Origin of the sequence: Pseudomonas sp. IT-196MI5 (assembly GCF_949767415.1) — a bacterium.
Taxonomy (GTDB): domain Bacteria; phylum Pseudomonadota; class Gammaproteobacteria; order Pseudomonadales; family Pseudomonadaceae; genus Aquipseudomonas.
In genome coordinates, this window is sequence record NZ_CATKPZ010000012.1 from 13,930 (window position 1) to 30,163 (window position 16,234).

Annotated in this window: 14 protein-coding genes and 1 pseudogene; 11 read left to right on the forward strand and 4 right to left on the reverse strand. The window is 57.5% G+C overall.

The window, feature by feature from the left end; all coding sequences use genetic code 11:
- The first annotated feature begins 74 nt into the window (after positions 1–74).
- The 5 genes from ACM6IK_RS11030 to ACM6IK_RS11050 all read left to right on the forward strand — a co-directional run bounded on the left by ACM6IK_RS11030 (position 75) and on the right by ACM6IK_RS11050 (position 5,741).
- Positions 75–1,352, forward strand: a complete 1,278-nt coding sequence (locus tag ACM6IK_RS11030; RefSeq protein WP_414874330.1) for a cystathionine gamma-synthase family protein — start codon at positions 75–77, stop codon at positions 1,350–1,352.
- 150 nt (positions 1,353–1,502) lie between these two features.
- Complete coding sequence (locus tag ACM6IK_RS11035) at positions 1,503–2,933, forward strand: amino acid permease (RefSeq protein WP_414874331.1); 1,431 nt, start codon at positions 1,503–1,505, stop codon at positions 2,931–2,933.
- A gap of 61 nt (positions 2,934–2,994) precedes the next feature.
- On the forward strand, positions 2,995–3,885 hold the full coding sequence (locus ACM6IK_RS11040) for a LysR substrate-binding domain-containing protein (RefSeq protein ID WP_414874332.1): 891 nt from the start codon (positions 2,995–2,997) through the stop codon (positions 3,883–3,885).
- 16 nt (positions 3,886–3,901) lie between these two features.
- Positions 3,902–5,281 carry a threonine synthase gene (gene thrC, locus ACM6IK_RS11045; protein WP_414874333.1) on the forward strand — a complete coding sequence of 460 codons (1,380 nt, stop codon included), beginning with the start codon at positions 3,902–3,904 and terminating at the stop codon, positions 5,279–5,281.
- A gap of 22 nt (positions 5,282–5,303) precedes the next feature.
- Complete coding sequence (locus ACM6IK_RS11050; protein ID WP_008003746.1) at positions 5,304–5,741, forward strand: Lrp/AsnC family transcriptional regulator; 438 nt, start codon at positions 5,304–5,306, stop codon at positions 5,739–5,741.
- A gap of 196 nt (positions 5,742–5,937) precedes the next feature.
- Here the strand turns inward: ACM6IK_RS11050 and ACM6IK_RS11055 are convergent, their stop codons facing one another.
- Positions 5,938–6,300: a DUF6124 family protein gene (locus tag ACM6IK_RS11055; RefSeq protein ID WP_414874334.1), complete on the reverse strand. Its 363-nt coding sequence runs from the start codon at positions 6,298–6,300 to the stop codon at positions 5,938–5,940.
- Positions 6,301–6,983: 683 nt separating this feature from the next.
- On the opposite strand from ACM6IK_RS11055, the gene ACM6IK_RS11060 reads away from it, so the two are divergent.
- Positions 6,984–8,033 (forward strand): homoserine dehydrogenase, encoded by a 1,050-nt coding sequence (locus tag ACM6IK_RS11060; RefSeq protein WP_414874335.1) that lies wholly within the window; start codon positions 6,984–6,986, stop codon positions 8,031–8,033.
- Positions 8,034–8,038: 5 nt separating this feature from the next.
- Positions 8,039–9,451, forward strand: a complete 1,413-nt coding sequence (locus ACM6IK_RS11065; protein ID WP_414874336.1) for an aldehyde dehydrogenase family protein — start codon at positions 8,039–8,041, stop codon at positions 9,449–9,451.
- A gap of 147 nt (positions 9,452–9,598) precedes the next feature.
- On the opposite strand, the gene ACM6IK_RS11070 is transcribed toward ACM6IK_RS11065, so the two are convergent.
- Positions 9,599–10,474, reverse strand: coding sequence for a LysR family transcriptional regulator (locus tag ACM6IK_RS11070; RefSeq protein ID WP_095945805.1), 876 nt, complete (start codon positions 10,472–10,474; stop codon positions 9,599–9,601).
- A gap of 100 nt (positions 10,475–10,574) precedes the next feature.
- Here ACM6IK_RS11070 and ACM6IK_RS11075 point away from each other — a divergent pair, with 100 nt between their 5' ends.
- The 4 genes and pseudogenes from ACM6IK_RS11075 to ACM6IK_RS11090 form a co-directional block, all read left to right on the forward strand.
- On the forward strand, positions 10,575–11,744 hold the full coding sequence (locus ACM6IK_RS11075; protein ID WP_095945804.1) for a mandelate racemase/muconate lactonizing enzyme family protein: 1,170 nt from the start codon (positions 10,575–10,577) through the stop codon (positions 11,742–11,744).
- A 102-nt stretch (positions 11,745–11,846) separates the two neighbouring features.
- Positions 11,847–13,154, forward strand: a complete 1,308-nt coding sequence (gene dctA, locus ACM6IK_RS11080) for a C4-dicarboxylate transporter DctA (protein ID WP_095945803.1) — start codon at positions 11,847–11,849, stop codon at positions 13,152–13,154.
- 124 nt (positions 13,155–13,278) lie between these two features.
- Positions 13,279–14,151, forward strand: coding sequence for an isocitrate lyase/PEP mutase family protein (locus ACM6IK_RS11085; protein ID WP_095945802.1), 873 nt, complete (start codon positions 13,279–13,281; stop codon positions 14,149–14,151).
- Positions 14,152–14,276: 125 nt separating this feature from the next.
- A pseudogene (locus tag ACM6IK_RS11090) lies at positions 14,277–14,393 on the forward strand (IS66 family transposase); the annotation flags it as partial.
- A 57-nt stretch (positions 14,394–14,450) separates the two neighbouring features.
- Here ACM6IK_RS11090 and ACM6IK_RS11095 read toward each other — a convergent pair.
- Positions 14,451–14,993, reverse strand: a complete 543-nt coding sequence (locus ACM6IK_RS11095) for a histidine phosphatase family protein (RefSeq protein ID WP_414874391.1) — start codon at positions 14,991–14,993, stop codon at positions 14,451–14,453.
- Between the two features lie 170 nt (positions 14,994–15,163).
- On the reverse strand, positions 15,164–16,231 hold the full coding sequence (locus ACM6IK_RS11100; protein WP_414874337.1) for an SDR family oxidoreductase: 1,068 nt from the start codon (positions 16,229–16,231) through the stop codon (positions 15,164–15,166).
- Positions 16,232–16,234 lie beyond the last annotated feature (3 nt).

Sequence of the window (16,234 nt, forward strand, 5' to 3'; positions counted from 1 at the left end):
CTGCTTTTCACTATATTGGCCGCCAGATCCGGTGAGTGACTCAACATTCGCCACCCTCAGTGCGAGTAGTCTTTATGAATAAAAAACCAGACAACGCAGGGTTTGTTAATGCCGGTGCGGGAACCCGTGCCGTGTGGGGCGGGGAGCAGGTCAGGCATCCCTACAACGCCACTCAAACGCCCATCGTGGTCAGTGCCGCCTATGGTTATGACGACATCGATGTCTGGTACGACGTTGCGTTGGGCAAGGCGCCCGGCTTTATTTACAGCCGCATGAGCAACCCGACAGTCGAGACCCTCGAGGCAAAGATTTGCGAGTTGGAACTGGCCGAGTCAGCCGTGGCTTTCAGCAGCGGGATGGCAGCGATCAGCAGCGTGCTCTACACCTTCCTGGCCCATGGCGATCGGGTGGTCTCGACCAGGGACAGCTATGGCGGCACCAACAAGATTTTCGAAGAGTTCCTGCCGCGCACCGGTGTGAACGTGACGTTGTGCGAGACGTTCGATCACGAAGAAATCGAACGCGAAATCGCCAAAGGTTGCCAATTGGTGTATCTGGAAACACCAACCAACCCGACGCTGAAAATACTCGATATCGAGCGTCTGGTGGCTGCGGCCAAGCGTGTCGGTGCCATTGTGGTGGCGGATAACACCTTCGCCACGCCATTGAATCAGAACCCGCTGGCGCTGGGTGTGGACGTGGTCATTCACAGTGCCACCAAGTTTCTCAGCGGCCACGGCGACGTGCTTGGCGGCCTGGTGTGCGGTAGTGAATCACTGATGGCCAAGGTGCGTCATTACCGGGAAATCAACGGAGCGACGCTCGACCCGTTCTCCGCCTACATGATCATTCGCGGCATGAAAACCCTGGTGCTGCGCATGCGTCAGCAGCAACGCAGTGCCCGTGCACTGGCCGAGTACCTCTGCGTCGAACCTTTGGTGGAGTCGGTCAATTATCCCGGTTTGCCCGGCCATCCGAATCATGCGGTGGCGTGCGCGCAAATGTCCGGCTTCGGTGCCATCGTCAGCTTTGTCGTGGCGGGCGGCATGGACACGGTCAAGGTGCTCTTGCCACGCCTGCGATTCGCCCACTGCGCGGGCAATCTCGGAGCGGTGGAAACCATCTACGGTCCGGCCCGCACCACCAGCCATGTCGAGAACACGCTGGAGGAACGCCTGGCCCTGGGTATTTCAGAGGGGCTGGTGCGGATCTCTGTCGGCATCGAAGACACCGACGATCTGCTCGACGACCTGAAACAGGCGTTCGCATTTGTCAGGGGCGCGGGCAATGAATCCGTGCAATCAAACACGCAGCTTTCAATCGATGAAAGTTGCACCGAAGTTGCAAACTGAAGCGTTAGCGTTAAACCTCACTGCAAGGATGTGAGTGGGGCGTTCATGAAGTGGAATAATAATAAAACTTAGTGGCGATCTGTTTTTTCTCTGCCCAGTCAGTCATCGCAGACGTTAATTCGCGCCCTAATAACTTTCATGAGAACAATCATGTCCATAAAAGAAGAACAACTTCATTCGCGTTCCGGTTTTAAACAGGAAATGCAGACACGGCATATTGTCATGTTGGCATTAGGCGGCGTCATCGGTACCGGACTGTTTCTCACGTCCGGGTACACGGTCAACCAGGCCGGTCCCTTGGGGGCGGTGATCGCTTACATCATCGGCGCGCTCATGGTTTACATGGTGATGATGTGCCTGGGCGAACTGGCGGTACAGATGCCGGAAACCGGTTCATTCAGTACATATGCCACCCGCTTTCTGGGGCCTGGTACCGGCTATACCGTGGCTTGGCTGTATTGGCTGACCTGGACGGTGGCCATCGGTTCTGAATTCACCGCCGCCGGTATCTTGATGGCGCGTTGGTTCCCGGATACACCGGTATGGATCTGGAGTGCGCTATTTGCCGGCTTGGTGTTTGTGACCAATGTGATTTCGGTGCGCTTGTTCGCTGAGACCGAGTTCTGGTTGTCTCTGGTTAAAGTGGTGACCGTCATCGTGTTTTTGATGATTGGCGGTGGCGCGATTCTTGGTCTGCTGCACATCGATCAGAGCCACAGTATCGGGTTGAGCAACTTCACTCGCGAAGGACTTTTTCCTACCGGCGTCATGCCGATAGCCATGACGTTACTGGCGGTGTCTTTTGCGTTCTCCGGTACTGAGTTGATCGGTATTGCCGCAGGGGAAACCAAGGACCCGCAGCGCAACGTGCCGCGTGCCATTCGCACGACGGTGCTGCGCCTGGCGATCTTTTTCGTGGGGACCATTTTCGTCCTGGCGACGCTGTTACCCCGTGAGCAGGCCGGTCTGGTAGAGAGTCCATTCGTGACGGTGTTCACCTACATCGGGATTCCCTATTCGGCAGACATCATGAACTTCGTGATCATCAGTGCCTTGCTGTCGGCCGCCAACTCCGGTTTGTATGCCGCGTCACGGATGATCTGGACGCTGAGTGACCAGGGTCATCTGCCCAAGCGATTCTCGGCACTGACGCGCATGGGCACGCCGCTCAACGCGATTATCATCAGCATGGCGGGTGGGGCTGCCTCGTTGCTCAGCAGCGTGTTTGCCGCCGACACCATCTATCTGGCGCTGGTGTCGATCTCCGGATTGGCGGTCGTGGTGGTCTGGATGAGCATCGCTGCGAGCCAGATTGCTTTCCGCCGTCACTATGTGGCCAACGGCGGTGACATCCGCGACTTGAAATTCCGTGTCCGGGGTTATCCGTGGGTGCCGTTGGGAGCGCTGGTCTGCTGCAGTCTGGCGTGCGTCGGGATTGCGTTCGATCCGGAGCAGCGAGTGGCGTTGTACTTCGGATTGCCCTTCATCGCCTGGTGCTATTTCGTGTATTACATTACCCGCAAAAGCCGCGAGCGACGCTTGTCGGTTGCCCCCTTGGCACAACCGTCCGACGCGTTCTAGTCAGCGTCGACCGGGATGGGCAAGCGTGCTCGGTGGAGGGGGCGTCCTAGAGGTTCAAGCCATGAAGCAAAAGACGCTACCCCCATTGAACTGGCTGCGGGCATTCGAGGTGTCTGCCCGCTGTTTGAACTTCACCCATGCTGCCGAAGAGCTGTTTTTGACCCAGGGGGCAGTCAGCCAGCAGATCCGCCAACTGGAAAGCCATCTTGGAGTGGCACTGTTCAAGCGCTTGCCCCGTGGCTTGGGGCTGACCGAGGAAGGCCAGGCTTATCTGCCGGTGGTGCAGGATGCGATCACGCGACTGGCAGTGGGAACCAACGAGATTTTTGGCCAGCACAAACGTCGGCCGATCAAGGTGCGTGGCAGCCTGGCGTTCTTCGTGCATTGGCTGGCGCCCAAGCTGGCGGGGTTTAGCCAGGCGCATCCGCATGTCGATATCCGCTACATCAGCAATATCTGGGTCAAGGAACTGGACGGGGAGGATGACATGGAGATTCGCTGGGGCCACGGTCAATGGCCCGGCCTGGTGTCGCAGCGCCTGACCTGGGACACGTTGTTCCCGGTCTGCTCGCCGGACCTGATGGCGAAGTCGCCGCTGACGGTCCCGGCGGACGTGTCGCACCATCCGCTGTTGCATGTTCTGGGTTACGAAGAGGGTTGGGGTTACTGGTTGAACATGGTCGGTGCGGACAGCGTTGACTCCTCGACCGGCATGCAGTTCGACACATTGATCTCCACGTTGCGCATGGCCGAGTTAGGGCAGGGGATCGCCCTGGCGCGGTCCTCGATGGTGGAGGAGATGCTTCAGGACGGACGGTTGGTCGAACCCTTTACCCAGCGTATCGAAGCCAGCGAGTCTTTTTACCTTGTGCGCGGTTCCGGGGCCGAGCAACACCCCGACGCGGTGATGTTTTCCACCTGGCTGGTCGAGCAGGCACATCGTTTCAAATGAATGGCCGGAGCCAACCATGCGTTATGTGAGTACCCGAAATTCGGCCGTGCAGGTCGACTTCGAACAGGTCGTATTGTCTGGCATTGCCGAGGACGGTGGGCTGTTCGTACCGCTTGAACTGCCACTGTTTGAAGCGCAGGACATCGCCAACTGGTCGACCTTGCCCTATGACGAACTGGCCTACAGGGTGATCAGTCCGTTCGTGGGGGAGGCGATCCCCGAGACAGACCTCAAGCGCCTGCTCAAAGAGGCGGGCAGTCAATTCCGCCATCGTTCCCTGGCGCCCTTGCATCAGGTCGATCGTAACGAGTGGGTGCTGGAACTGTTCCACGGGCCGACTCGCTCCTCGAAGGATTTTGCCGCGCAGTTGCAGGCGCGGCTGGTGCCGTATTTTCTGCGCAAGCGCGGGCGTCGCGGGGTGGTGATCGGTGCCACCAACGGCGATACGGGGCTGGCGGCCATCGAGGCGTTCAAGCACTGCGAGGACACCTGCGTGGTGGTGTTTTACCCAGAGAAGGGCGTACCGCTGGACCAACTCCAGCATCTGCAAGCAGCGGCGCACCCAAGGGTTCATCAGTTTGCAGTGAATGGCAGCTTCGACGAGTGCCAGACCATCGTCACCCGGCTGCTCCGACAATGGCCGAATACGCAGCACGAGGCGATCAGTTTCAACTCGAGTAACTGGGTCAGTGTGTTGGCGCAACTGGTGTTTTACTTCCACGCGGTGTTGCAACTGGGGGGTGGCCAACGTCCGATCGGTTTCAGTGTGCCGGCGGCGAGTTTTGCCCAGGTGTATGCCGGCTACATCGCGCAAAAAATGGGTCTGCCGATCACCCAGATGATTGTTGCGACCAACCGGAACGACGCGTTGCATCAGCTGTTTCAGAAGAACCACTACAGCAGGTCACGGGCCAACAAGACGCTTTCGCCTGCCATGGACCTGTCGATCTTTTCCAATCTGGAACGCTTCCTTTGGGAGCTCTACGGGCATGACGACCAGGCGGTGTGTGCGCTGATGGAGGTGTTCGAGTCCAGCGGCGAGATGGTCATCGCCAACGAGTTCTGGCTGCAGGCGCGGATGATCATCGACTCCTACGCGGTCAGTGATGAGCAGACGTTGACGGAAATCACCTCGCTGTATCGCGACACGGGATACGTCATCGACCCGCATACGGCCACCGGCGTGCTGGCCGCCCGGTTGTATCGGCGAAGCCTGGTGGCGCCAATGGTGACTCTGGGGGAAATCTCACCGGTCAAGTCGGCGGCACTGCTTGGCGAGTTGGGCATCAGTGTGGCGGGACCACGACCTGAGGTCGCGACGCAGGGACAGGCGCAGGTTTACCGGATTCAACCGGACGACCTCGATACCATCCATGAGCTGCTCGACGCGCTGTGAGGGCGCGGCAACAGGAGGCCAAGTGAAGCGAATTCTGGACCCCCTCGATGAACACATCATCGCGGAACTACAGCTCAATGCCAGGGCCGCACATGCCGAGCTGGCAGCCAAGGTCAATCTGTCACGCAATGCGGTGCGCCAACGTATAGAAAGACTTGAACGCGACGGGGTCATACAGGGGTATACGGTACGCACGGGGGAGGGACGACAAGCCACTTCGAACATCAACGCGGTGATTTTCGTCTACCGCTACGACCGGATGCGGGGGGCGGAAGTGCTGCAAGCGCTGCGGGCCATTCCGGAAGTCATCCAGTGCGATGTCATGAGCGGTGAATTCGACTTGATGCTGCGAGTGGGCGCTGCGAGTCCGCAGCGGGTGCACAAGGTCTGGACTGAAATTGCCGCGTTGCCCGGAGTGGAAAATACCGTGACCTCCTTTGTGCTGTCGTCTGTCGTGTAGCCCATTTTTCGTACCGCTAAAAGCCAACCGGTGTTGGCTTTTATGCGTGCGTCAGGCATGGCACTCTCACCCGTTTCATCCCAATGTTGCCAGGGCAAAAGCAACCATATCCCCACCGCTTTCGCGAGCAGGCTCGCTCCTACAGTTTTGATCTTCAGTGACCGCCAATCCCACAGGGGTATGTGGTATTGCGGGTTTATGCGACCGGTTCGATTTGATCGAGCACGCGGTTCGCGGTGATTTCGGCGAGCATCACGCTGTTGGAAATGCCCAGCAGGGCATTGCGGTCACCACCCTCCAGATGATCCACCAGTTGATGCACCATCACATCGACCGAGGCCAGGGTCTCGACCAGATAGACCATCAGGGTTTCAGTCGTGACTTCAGGGGCGACGGTAAACAGCGTGCTGATTGTTCTAGGGGTGGCTTTGATGTCGGCGGTCGAGGGGAAGTGGTAAGCGAGGGCACGCTCGGCGGCCCCGTTGAGTTTTTTTGAATCGGGGCTTTCGTAGGGCGAGGCGGGATCGGCGTCTGGCGGGTTTGGTGTGACCTTGAACATATTTCAGTCTCCAACAATTTGGAGCCGTCACCGAATCGCTGCTAAACGAAGGGTGGCAGCTGTGCGCAGGTTAGCAGACCGGGGAGACCTGAAACCGGCGCGCCCGAAGGCGCCCTGCACACAGCTACCATGAAGTGCAGGCATGAAATGACCTGACTGTCTGGAATGCAAATGCGTTTCAAATCACCACGGGCTGCTAAACCCGATCACTGGGAATCAGTGACGCGAATCAAGTTACCGAGGGGCCCCAAGGCGCACAAGCCGGCGGATTCTGGCGTACCTGTAGGCAACGACGCAAGGCGTTGTAGCTTTCATCGAGTAACACTGACAGGCGTTAAACAGGCACTGTTCAAAGGCCAAATCGGTGGCGCGAGCTCGCGCAATAACCTGTAGGAGCGAGCCTGCTCGCGATGGTCGCCAACGATAACGCTGAAAGCCTGACACCCCGCGGCGTTCTCCGGTTTATCGCGAGCAGGCTCGCTCCCACAAGGGGGATGTGGTGGTCAAGATTGGTGCGGATCGAGTAGGCGGATGTAAGTCCGCCTCCTACCCGATTCCGAAGCTCTGCCCTGACACTGGTCAAAACGCCCATAAAATAGAGCAAATTGGCCTATTTCACTGCCCTGTGCCCAGCCCTAACCTAGTGCCCAACAACCCATCACCCGGATCAAGGGCATAACAAAATGACTGAATACAAATTGGCGCTGGTTGGCTTTGGTGGTGTTAACCGGGCATTGGCTCAGCTGATTGCCGAACGTAACGAACAGTGGAAAACCGAACTGGGTTTCACCTTGAAAATCGTCGGTGTGACGGACTTGTTTCTCGGTTCGGTGATTGGCCGCGAAGGGCTGGACGCCAATGCGCTCGCCCAATTGCCGGCAGTCAAAGGTGCATTGGCGCAACTGCCGGGTGGCGACGTCACAGCCCTCAATGAAGCGGTGATCAAGGACTCCGGCGCGGACATTATTGTTGAAGCCACGTTTACCAACCCGGTGGACGGTGAACCGGCGACTTCGTTCTGCCGTTGCGCGCTGGAGGGCGGCCGGCATGTCGTCACCACCAACAAGGGCCCCATCGCCTTGCACGGCGCCGAGCTCAAGGCACTGGCTCGACGCAAGCATGTCGCCTTTGAATACGAAGGCTCGGTCATGAGCGGCACGCCGGTTATTCGCCTGGCCCGGCAGGCGCTGGCAGGCAGCTCCATTGTCGGTTTTGAAGGGATTCTCAACGGCACGTCCAACTTCGTGCTCACCAGCATGGAAAGCGGCCTGGGGTTTGCCGAGGCAGTCAGCAAGGCTCAGGCGCTGGGTTACGCCGAAGCCGATCCGACAGCGGATGTCGAGGGGCATGACGTACGCCTCAAGGTGGTGATCCTGGCGAATGAACTGCTGGACGCAAAGCTGACGGTCAGCGACGTCACGTGCAGCGGCATTTCATCCCTCAGCCTTGGCGACATCGAAAAAGCCCGACAGGACGGCGCTCGCTGGAAGCTGATCGGGTCGGCGATGCGCCATGCCGACGGCTCGATCAGTGCCAGTGTCGAACCGCGGCTGTTGAACAACGACCATCCGCTGGCCAGTGTCGGTGGCGCGACCAACGCGGTGTCGTTTACTTCCGAACTGCTCGGTGCGGTGACGGTTTCGGGGCCGGGAGCCGGGCGTACGGAAACAGCGTTTGCGCTGCTCTCGGACATCATCAGCATCCATCAATCCACTGCCCGCAACCCGGAGTAAACCCTGTGAAATTATCGCGCCTGGTTCTGGATATCGTAGAGCCGCCCATTGAAGTCTTTAACGCCTATGACGGCTCCGTCATCGGTAGCGTAACGAATGTCTGTGCGTCGCAAGTTCCGCAGTTGTTGGAGACGGGACGCAGTGGTGCACGAGCGTGCGCGGCGTTAGCGCGTCATCGTCGGGCTCGCATTCTTGAGCAAGCCGCAATCAACATCGAACGTGATGCCGGCGTGTTTGCCAGGCTGATCGTCGACGAGGCGGGGAAGACCCTCAAACAGGCGGAAAAGGAGGTCAAACGCTGCGTCAACACCCTCAAGCTGTCGGCCGAGGAGGCCAGGCGCAATGCCGGGGAGGTGGTGCCTTTCGACGCGTATGAAGGTTCCGAATCGCGTCAGGGCTGGTTTTCCCGTGAGCCTCTGGGGCTGATCGTTGCGATCACGCCGTACAACGATCCGTTGAACCTGGTGGCGCACAAACTCGGTCCGGCCATTGCGGGCGGTAACGCGGTGATTCTCAAACCCTCCGAGCTCGCGCCCTTGTCGGCCATTAAACTGGTGTCTTATCTGGTCGCGGCAGGCTTGCCTGAATCCGTGGTCACGGTCGCCACCGGCGGCGCGGAACTGGGCAAGGCGTTGGTCGCCGCCCGTGAGGTGCGGATGATTTCCTTCACCGGCGGTTTCGTCACCGCAGAGCAGATCGCCCGCACGGCCGGGTTGAAGAAACTCGCCATGGACCTGGGCGGCAATGCGCCGGTCATCGTCATGGGCGACTGCAACCTTGAGGCCGCTGTCGAGAGTTGCGTGTCCGGAGCCTTTTGGGCGGCGGGGCAGAACTGCGTAGGCACCCAGCGTTTGCTGATTCAGGCGTCGATATATGAAGCGTTCCGAGAGCGATTCGTCAGCCAGGCCCGTGCGCTTGTGGTCGGCGATCCATTGCTGGCCGACACCGATATCGGCCCCATGATTACTGCGCAAGCCGCGCAGAATGCCGAGCAAGTGGTGAACGAGGCCTTGCAAGAGGGCGCCACGTTGCTCTGCGGCCATCGGCGTGCAGGATCGTGCTACGCCGCCACCGTGTTGGAAAACGTCGATCACGCCAGTCGACTCTGGCGCAATGAGGTCTTCGCTCCGGTGGTGGTATTGCAGCTTTTCGAAACCTTCGATGAAGCCATCGCGTTGGCCAATGAACCCGAATACAGCCTGCATGCCGGGATCTTCACCAATGATCTGGCAACCGCGATGAGCGCCGCACGGAGGATCGAAGCCGGGGGCGTGATGATCAACGACTCCTCCGACTACCGCTTCGATGCGATGCCGTTTGGCGGCTCCAAGTACGGTAGCCTGGGCCGGGAAGGGGTGCGTTTTGCCTACGAGGAAATGACCCAACCCAAGGTGGTGTGCCTTAACACGTTGGGTTAGTCGATTCGCGGCCACGAGCGAAATCAGGTTACTAGCTTCAAACAATGGCGATTCAGTGATCAAACACTTCACGAATCGTGACGTATTGGAATTTCTTCGGCCCCAGAACGCCTTTGGTAAATGAAAACTGGAGGCAGCCAAATGGATCTAGTCGCCCAGCTTGGCCCAGAATTCTTCGGCAGAGGGGCTGATTGGGGCCGTGGGACGCGTGAGATGAATCTCCAAGGGAATATCCCAGCTTTCGTCGAGCGCCCTGACAAGCCGACCGTCAGCCATTTCTTGTTCTGTCAGGCTTTTGGGTAACCACGCAACTCCCTTGCTTTCCAAGGCCATGGACATCAGCACTGCTGCAAGGTGGCTACTAAAAAGAGGCTTGAGGTTAAGGTAGTCTTCCTTGCCGTGGAGTCGGTGAGCGACGATGCGGCCTAGACCCGATTCGTGGGTGTATGCCAAGTAGGGCAGTGTTTCTGGTGAGGTACCAAAATTGGCAGAGGCACTCGCCAATGGCACGAGTACATCCTCTCCAACTTTCTTCCCAATGAACTGATCAGGGGCTAGCAAGGGGGGGACGTCAGGATGGCGATGGCAAAGCAGGAACTGAACCTGGCCGTGAATCAGCATCTGCTCACAAACAGCCATGCTATCTGAGTGCAGTCGTACAGCATCTATCGGGGCGCCATTTTCCGTATTTCTCAGCCATCTCGGGAAGAAGGTGAATGACAGGGAGTGGGTGGCTGCGAATTGCAGCGTTTTGGCGGCCATCCCAGCCACCTCCTGTGCCTCTGTGCGCATCCTGTACAAGCGTCGTGCAGCCTCCTGAGCACTGGGCAAAATCTGCCTTCCAGCCTCGGTCAGAGTTGCTCCCTGAGGCGTTCGCACAAACAACTCCACGCCCATCCAATTCTCCAGTGAACGGACTCTGCGGCTGAAGGCCGGCTGAGTGACGTGGCGCGCTTCAGCGGCACGAACAAAGCTGCCGTATTCCGCAAGCGCTGAAAAATCTTCAAGCCAGACGAGTTCCAAGGGCAATGCCTCCTGTGCATAGGGCGCGGCATTAATAGCATTGGGCGGGTGTCATCGCAAAGCATAACGTGGGGGCCACCAACAACAAGAGGAACCCGTCATGCGTATCGTAGACATCCGTGAAAAAACCGTCTCTATCGCTTCTCCAATCGCCAATGCCTACATCGATTTTTCGAAAATGACCTGCTCGGTTGTCGCTGTCGTCACGGATGTAATTCGCGACGGTAAACCTGTCATCGGTTACGGTTTCAACTCCAATGGTCGCTATGGCCAAGGCGCTCTGATGCGTGATCGCTTCCTGGCGCGTATCACGGAAGCTGATCCAGATACACTCGTTGATCATGAGAACAACAACCTGGATCCGTTCGCCATCTGGAAAACCCTGATGACCAACGAAAAACCAGGTGGCCACGGCGAGCGGTCAGTCGCGGTTGGCACCATCGACATGGCTGTGTGGGATGCCGTTGCCAAGATTGAAGGCAAGCCCCTGTATCGCCTGCTGGCCGACCGTTACCGTGGCGGCGTGGCAGATGACAAGGTTTGGGTCTACGCCGCGGGGGGCTATTACTACCCTGGCAAAGACCAGACCAAGCTCAAAGCAGAAATGCAGAGCTATCTGGATCGTGGCTACGACGTCGTCAAGATGAAGATCGGTGCGGTTCCTCTGGACGAAGATATCCGTCGCATCGAAGCGGTACTTGAAGTGGTCGGTGATGGTCGTCGACTGGCTGTCGATGCCAATGGCCGCTTCGATCTGAAGACAGGTATTGCGTACGCTGAGGCCATCAAAAAGTACAACCTCTTCTGGTACGAAGAAGTTGGCGATCCGCTGGACTATGAACTGCAGGCTGAGCTTGCAAACCACTATGAACTGCCCATGGCTACTGGTGAAAACCTGTTCTCCCATCAGGATGCTCGTAACCTGCTACGCCACGGTGGTATGCGCCCTGATCGCGATTACCTTCAGTTCGACTGCGCCCTGTCATACGGACTCGTCGAGTACATGCGTACCCTGAAGGTGATGGAAGAAATGGGTTGGTCTTCCCGCCGCGTAGTTCCGCATGGTGGCCACCAGATGTCCCTGAATATCGCAGCGGGCCTGCACCTGGGCGGTAACGAATCGTACCCGGACGTGTTCCAGCCTTTCGGCGGTTTCGCTGACGGGATTCGTGTGGAAAACGGCTATGTCGGTCTGCCGGATATTCCAGGTGTCGGCTTCGAAGCCAAGTCAGCCTTGTACGCAGTGATGCGTGAGCTGGGCGAAGGCTGATAGCCCTCGAACTGCGGTCTTTTTCAAGAGGCCGCAGTTATCAGGCGTCACCCACTGACGTTACGCCACATGCCCATCACAAAAATAAAATGAGGTGCTTCCGTGGAAATCTCCAAGACCCGCTGGTACAGCCAGCTGTATGTGCAGGTGCTGATCGGTATCGTAATCGGTGCAGCGATTGGTCACTTCGAACCGCAATTCGGAGCCAAGCTTCAACCTTTTGCAGACGGCTTTATCAGACTCATCAAAATGCTGTTGGCCCCTATTATTTTTGGCACCGTGGTTGTCGGTATCGCCAAGATGGGCAGCATCAAAGAGGTAGGGAGAATTGGCGTTAAATCGCTGCTCTACTTCGAGATTCTTTCAACCATCGCCCTGGTCATCGGCCTTGTTGTGGTTAACGTCGTAAAGCCAGGCGTTGGGATGAACATCAATGTTGACGCACTGGATGGCAGTGCCATCGCCAAGTACAGCCAAGCTGCCAGTGAGCAGGGTGGCACCGTCGATTTTTTCATGAACATCATCCCTCAAACTTTTGTCGGCGCGTTTTCGAATGGCGTCATGCTCCAGGTCATCCTGCTTTCGGTCTTGATGGGGGTTGCCCTGGTTCAAATGGGGGAAACCAGCAAACCGCTGATCAATACGATCGACCTGTTCCTGCAAGGGCTGTTCAAAATCGTGGCAATGGTCATGCGGCTGGCTCCACTTGGTGCCGGTGCCGGTATGGCATTCACTATCGGCAAGTACGGGATCGGTACGCTACTGTCGCTCGGCCAGTTGCTGATTGCGCTCTACGTCACCACCCTGATCTTCATTGTGGTGGTGCTTGGAACGGTTGCCCGATGGTCAGGAATGCCTTTATTACAGTTTCTCCGGTACTTCAAGGACGAGATTCTCATCACGCTCGGAACCTGCTCGACTGAGGCTGTGCTTCCGCGAATGATGGTGAAACTTGAAAAGCTGGGCTGCAAGAAGTCGGTGGTTGGCATGGTGCTGCCAACTGGATACACCTTCAATGCGGATGGCACCTGCATTTACCTCACCATGGCGGCGATTTTTATCGCACAGGCAACCAATACGCCGCTGACGTTTATGGATCAGATGATTCTGTTGGGTGTTTTCCTGCTGACGTCGAAAGGCTCGGCTGGTGTGGCGGGTGCCGGGTTCATAACCCTTGCGGCAACACTTACAACCATCCACTCCATTCCGTTGGTAGGCCTTGTCCTGCTCTTGGGCATCGACAGGTTCCTCAATGAAGCGCGAGCAGTTACCAACCTGATTGGCAACGGTATCGGCACCATCGCCATTGCCAAGTGGGACAACTCGTTCGATGTAGAAGCCTGTGAGCGTGAAATCGCCGCGATGAAAAACGCAAAGGCGGAGCGTAGAGCGTTAGCAATGCAAAAGTAATCAACATCGCTTACCCGGTCATTCCTCTTCGGATAGGGCGCAATGACCGGTAGCTATTCGATGCCTCGTTCACATAGAACCATTCAAGCGAAGTTCTCAGTTGAATTGCGATGGAGCCGAAAAAATGATTGAGCGATCCCATCACGAACTACGTAAGGCGTTCGGTGATTTGCTTCATGGAACAGTCTGTAAATTTGCCGCATCCGTGTTCGATCCGATCTCCGTTCGAATGGCTTCTGACCTTGGTTTTGAGGTCGCTATCCAGGGTGGATCCGTCGCCTCGCTTCAAGTGCTTGGTGCCCCTGACATCTCGCTGCTCACTCTCGATGAATATGCAGAGCAAGTTTCCAGGGTTGGTCGCGCCAGCCAAATCCCAATCATTGGGGACGCTGACCATGGATTCGGAAATGCGCTCAATGTGATGCGAACAGTCACCGAGCTGCAGAAGGCCGGTGTTGCCGCGCTTACGCTAGAAGACACCCACCTACCGGCCAAGTACGACGAGCAATCGAACGTGCTCATCAGTATGGAGGAGGCCGCGAGCAAGATTTACGCTGCACGATTTGCCCGGTCAGATGATGCACTTAGCATCATCGCCAGGACGAATGTGGCCGTTACCACTTTGGAAGATTCCGTTGCACGCACCAAGGCCTATCAAAAAGCTGGAGCCGACGCGATTTGCCTCGTCGGAGTAAAGGATTTCCAACACTTGGAGGCGCACACCTCGCATCTTTCAGTGCCAATCATGCTGATTAATTATGGAAACCCTGCACTGAGCGATGTTGAGAAGCTGAGCGCAGCCAATGTGCGGATCGTGGTCAATGGGCATGCCCCATTTTTGGCTGCGATCAAAGCAAGTTACGAGGCATTGCGCGAGCAGAGCGGATTCAAAGGCGCAGAGCTATCCCTTCCAGAGCTGCTTTCAAAGTACACACTCTCGGACAATTACCGAGAGTGGGCAAAGACCTACTTGAAGTCAGAACACGATTCGAATTGAGCTTGAAACTGGTGAAATAAAGCGTCATGAAAAAGACAGTCCTGGCCTTCAGCCGCGTCTCACCCAGCCTGCTTGTAGTGGTCAACTAATCCCGGACACGACGTTAAGTTTTTCTTCGGCCCGAGCCGGTACCGGTGCTCGTCATCGACAAAGGCCTGCCGACAGCGGGTCTGCTAGCCCACGTCTTGATGACCAGGTTCGCCGACCATCTGCCGTTGCATCGCCAAGACGGTTTACCCGGATGACGATGAAAGCAGTGCTGCATTTAACAGGCATCTCTGCCGACCCGTTGGCGCCTCTTACACACCGCTGTACCGAAACACGGTCGCACTCCAATACTGGTTGCCAGTACCTTTTTGGCGAGCCCATCCTTCGGCTACCAGTTGATTGGCGATCATTCGATTCATGAAGCCGTGACCGAGCAGCAGAACCGGTCCATCGCTGGCAAGGACGTGCAATCGTTTGGCTGCCACACTGGCGCGCATCCTCGCAGTGCCGGCGGATTCGACGTTGCGTGAGTAACCGCACAGCCATAAGACTCGAAGGATAAATGCCCAGGTAAACGGCGATAGCCGCGGCCGTTTCCAATGACCACAAGGCAGTTGTGCTTCGCAGAAAAGTGCGTCTACCAGCGCAGGTTTCAGGCCGAGCGCCTGGACGGAGGTCAGCGCACGAGGCGCGCTGCTTGAAACAACCACCGTGGCGGTTGCGGCGAGTTGCATGCTGGCAGGCGGGACCGGGTGGTGGGTAATTTCGGATCGGTCGTATTGCTCGATCCAGTCTTTCATCTCGAGCGCTGAGACTCTGTCGGTTGTGGCCAGTTTTGGCTGGCCGTGACGCATCAGGATTATTTCCCGGCTCACAAATTGACGTCCTTGTTCTGGTGTGTGGTAAATGACCAGCAAATGCGGTTTCGGGAACTCAGGGTACGCCTCCCGTACCCGCACAAAACCGCACAATGAGGCTCGAGATTATCGGTTTTTGGACCAGGCGGTAATCCCGTTGGCGAAAGTCAGTTGTCGACCGTGACCGATGAGCTTTTTTTCTTCGAGGCGCGCGCACTGTGCTTTGCAAACCAGCCGTGATCACGGTACCACGCCACGGTGTCAGTGATAGTCAGCTCCAGTGGCCGGAAACTCAGGCCAAGCTCCTGCTCGCTCTTGCGGTGGTTGAAGCAGGTGCGGTCCTCCTCTCGTATCAACAGGCGCAACGTGGCCATGCTCAACAGGATGGGCTTGCCGGTCAGGCGCGCATAGATCTCCTGCACAGCCGCCAAAGTGTATAGAAAGGGCAGCGGTAATTGTCGAACGGGGGTCTTTACGCCAGCGATACGTCCTAGAACAGGGACCAGCTGACGCATCGTCATATGCCGGCCCGCCGCGAGATAGCGCTCACCTCGTCGGCCCTGTTTGGCGGCAGCAATCAGCGCCCATGCCACATCACGGGCATCGACAACGGAGAAGGTGCCAGGGATCAGCCCGGGCAACTTGCCGTTCACGACATCGTTGACCAATTGTCCAGAGGAGGTCGGGCCAATGTCGGCAGGACCCCACATCCAACCGGGCAGGACCATGCAGGCATGCATCTCGGGATGTGCTTCCAGGAACGACAAGACGACACGGTCGGCGAGGATCTTGCTGCGGTAGTAGTCATCCGCGTCGGCATCGGCCCGCAGACATGTCTCATCGATGGACGAGCCAGGTGCGCCGTCGAGCACGGCAATGGAAGACGCATGGACGAACCGTCGTATACCGGCGCGGTAGGCCTGGTTAAGCAGGCGTCGCGTACCGGACACATTGATCTTTTCGAGTTCTGTCCAGTGGCTGCCGCCCTTGTAGTTGTCGCGAAAGAACGCCGCGGTGTGAAACACCGTATCGCAACCTTGCAGCGATGCTGCGAATGCGTCGACATCGGCCATGTCACCCACGACCAGCTCCACACCCGGCAGATTGTTGAACTGCTGTTCACCTTTGGCTCTTGAGCGGACCAGGCCTTTGACCGTGTAGCCACGAGCGACCAATTCACGCACCAGGTTGTTGCCCAGCAAACCGGTTGCTCCAGTAACGAATGCGCTGCGCATGAC

Excerpts from the sequence above, each read along its gene's own strand:
- ACM6IK_RS11100 (WP_414874337.1), bottom strand. The coding sequence starts at position 16,231 with ATGCGCAGCGCATTCGTTACTGGAGCAACCGGTTTGCTGGGCAACAAC.
- ACM6IK_RS11095 (WP_414874391.1), bottom strand. The coding sequence starts at position 14,993 with ATGCGTCACGGCCAGCCAAAACTGGCCACAACCGACAGAGTCTCAGCG.
- ACM6IK_RS11075 (WP_095945804.1), top strand. The coding sequence starts at position 10,575 with ATGCGTATCGTAGACATCCGTGAAAAAACCGTCTCTATCGCTTCTCCA.
- ACM6IK_RS11030 (WP_414874330.1), top strand. The coding sequence starts at position 75 with ATGAATAAAAAACCAGACAACGCAGGGTTTGTTAATGCCGGTGCGGGA.
- ACM6IK_RS11040 (WP_414874332.1), top strand. The coding sequence starts at position 2,995 with ATGAAGCAAAAGACGCTACCCCCATTGAACTGGCTGCGGGCATTCGAG.
- ACM6IK_RS11085 (WP_095945802.1), top strand. The coding sequence starts at position 13,279 with ATGATTGAGCGATCCCATCACGAACTACGTAAGGCGTTCGGTGATTTG.
- ACM6IK_RS11035 (WP_414874331.1), top strand. The coding sequence starts at position 1,503 with ATGTCCATAAAAGAAGAACAACTTCATTCGCGTTCCGGTTTTAAACAG.
- thrC (WP_414874333.1), top strand. The coding sequence starts at position 3,902 with ATGCGTTATGTGAGTACCCGAAATTCGGCCGTGCAGGTCGACTTCGAA.
- ACM6IK_RS11055 (WP_414874334.1), bottom strand. The coding sequence starts at position 6,300 with ATGTTCAAGGTCACACCAAACCCGCCAGACGCCGATCCCGCCTCGCCC.
- ACM6IK_RS11060 (WP_414874335.1), top strand. The coding sequence starts at position 6,984 with ATGACTGAATACAAATTGGCGCTGGTTGGCTTTGGTGGTGTTAACCGG.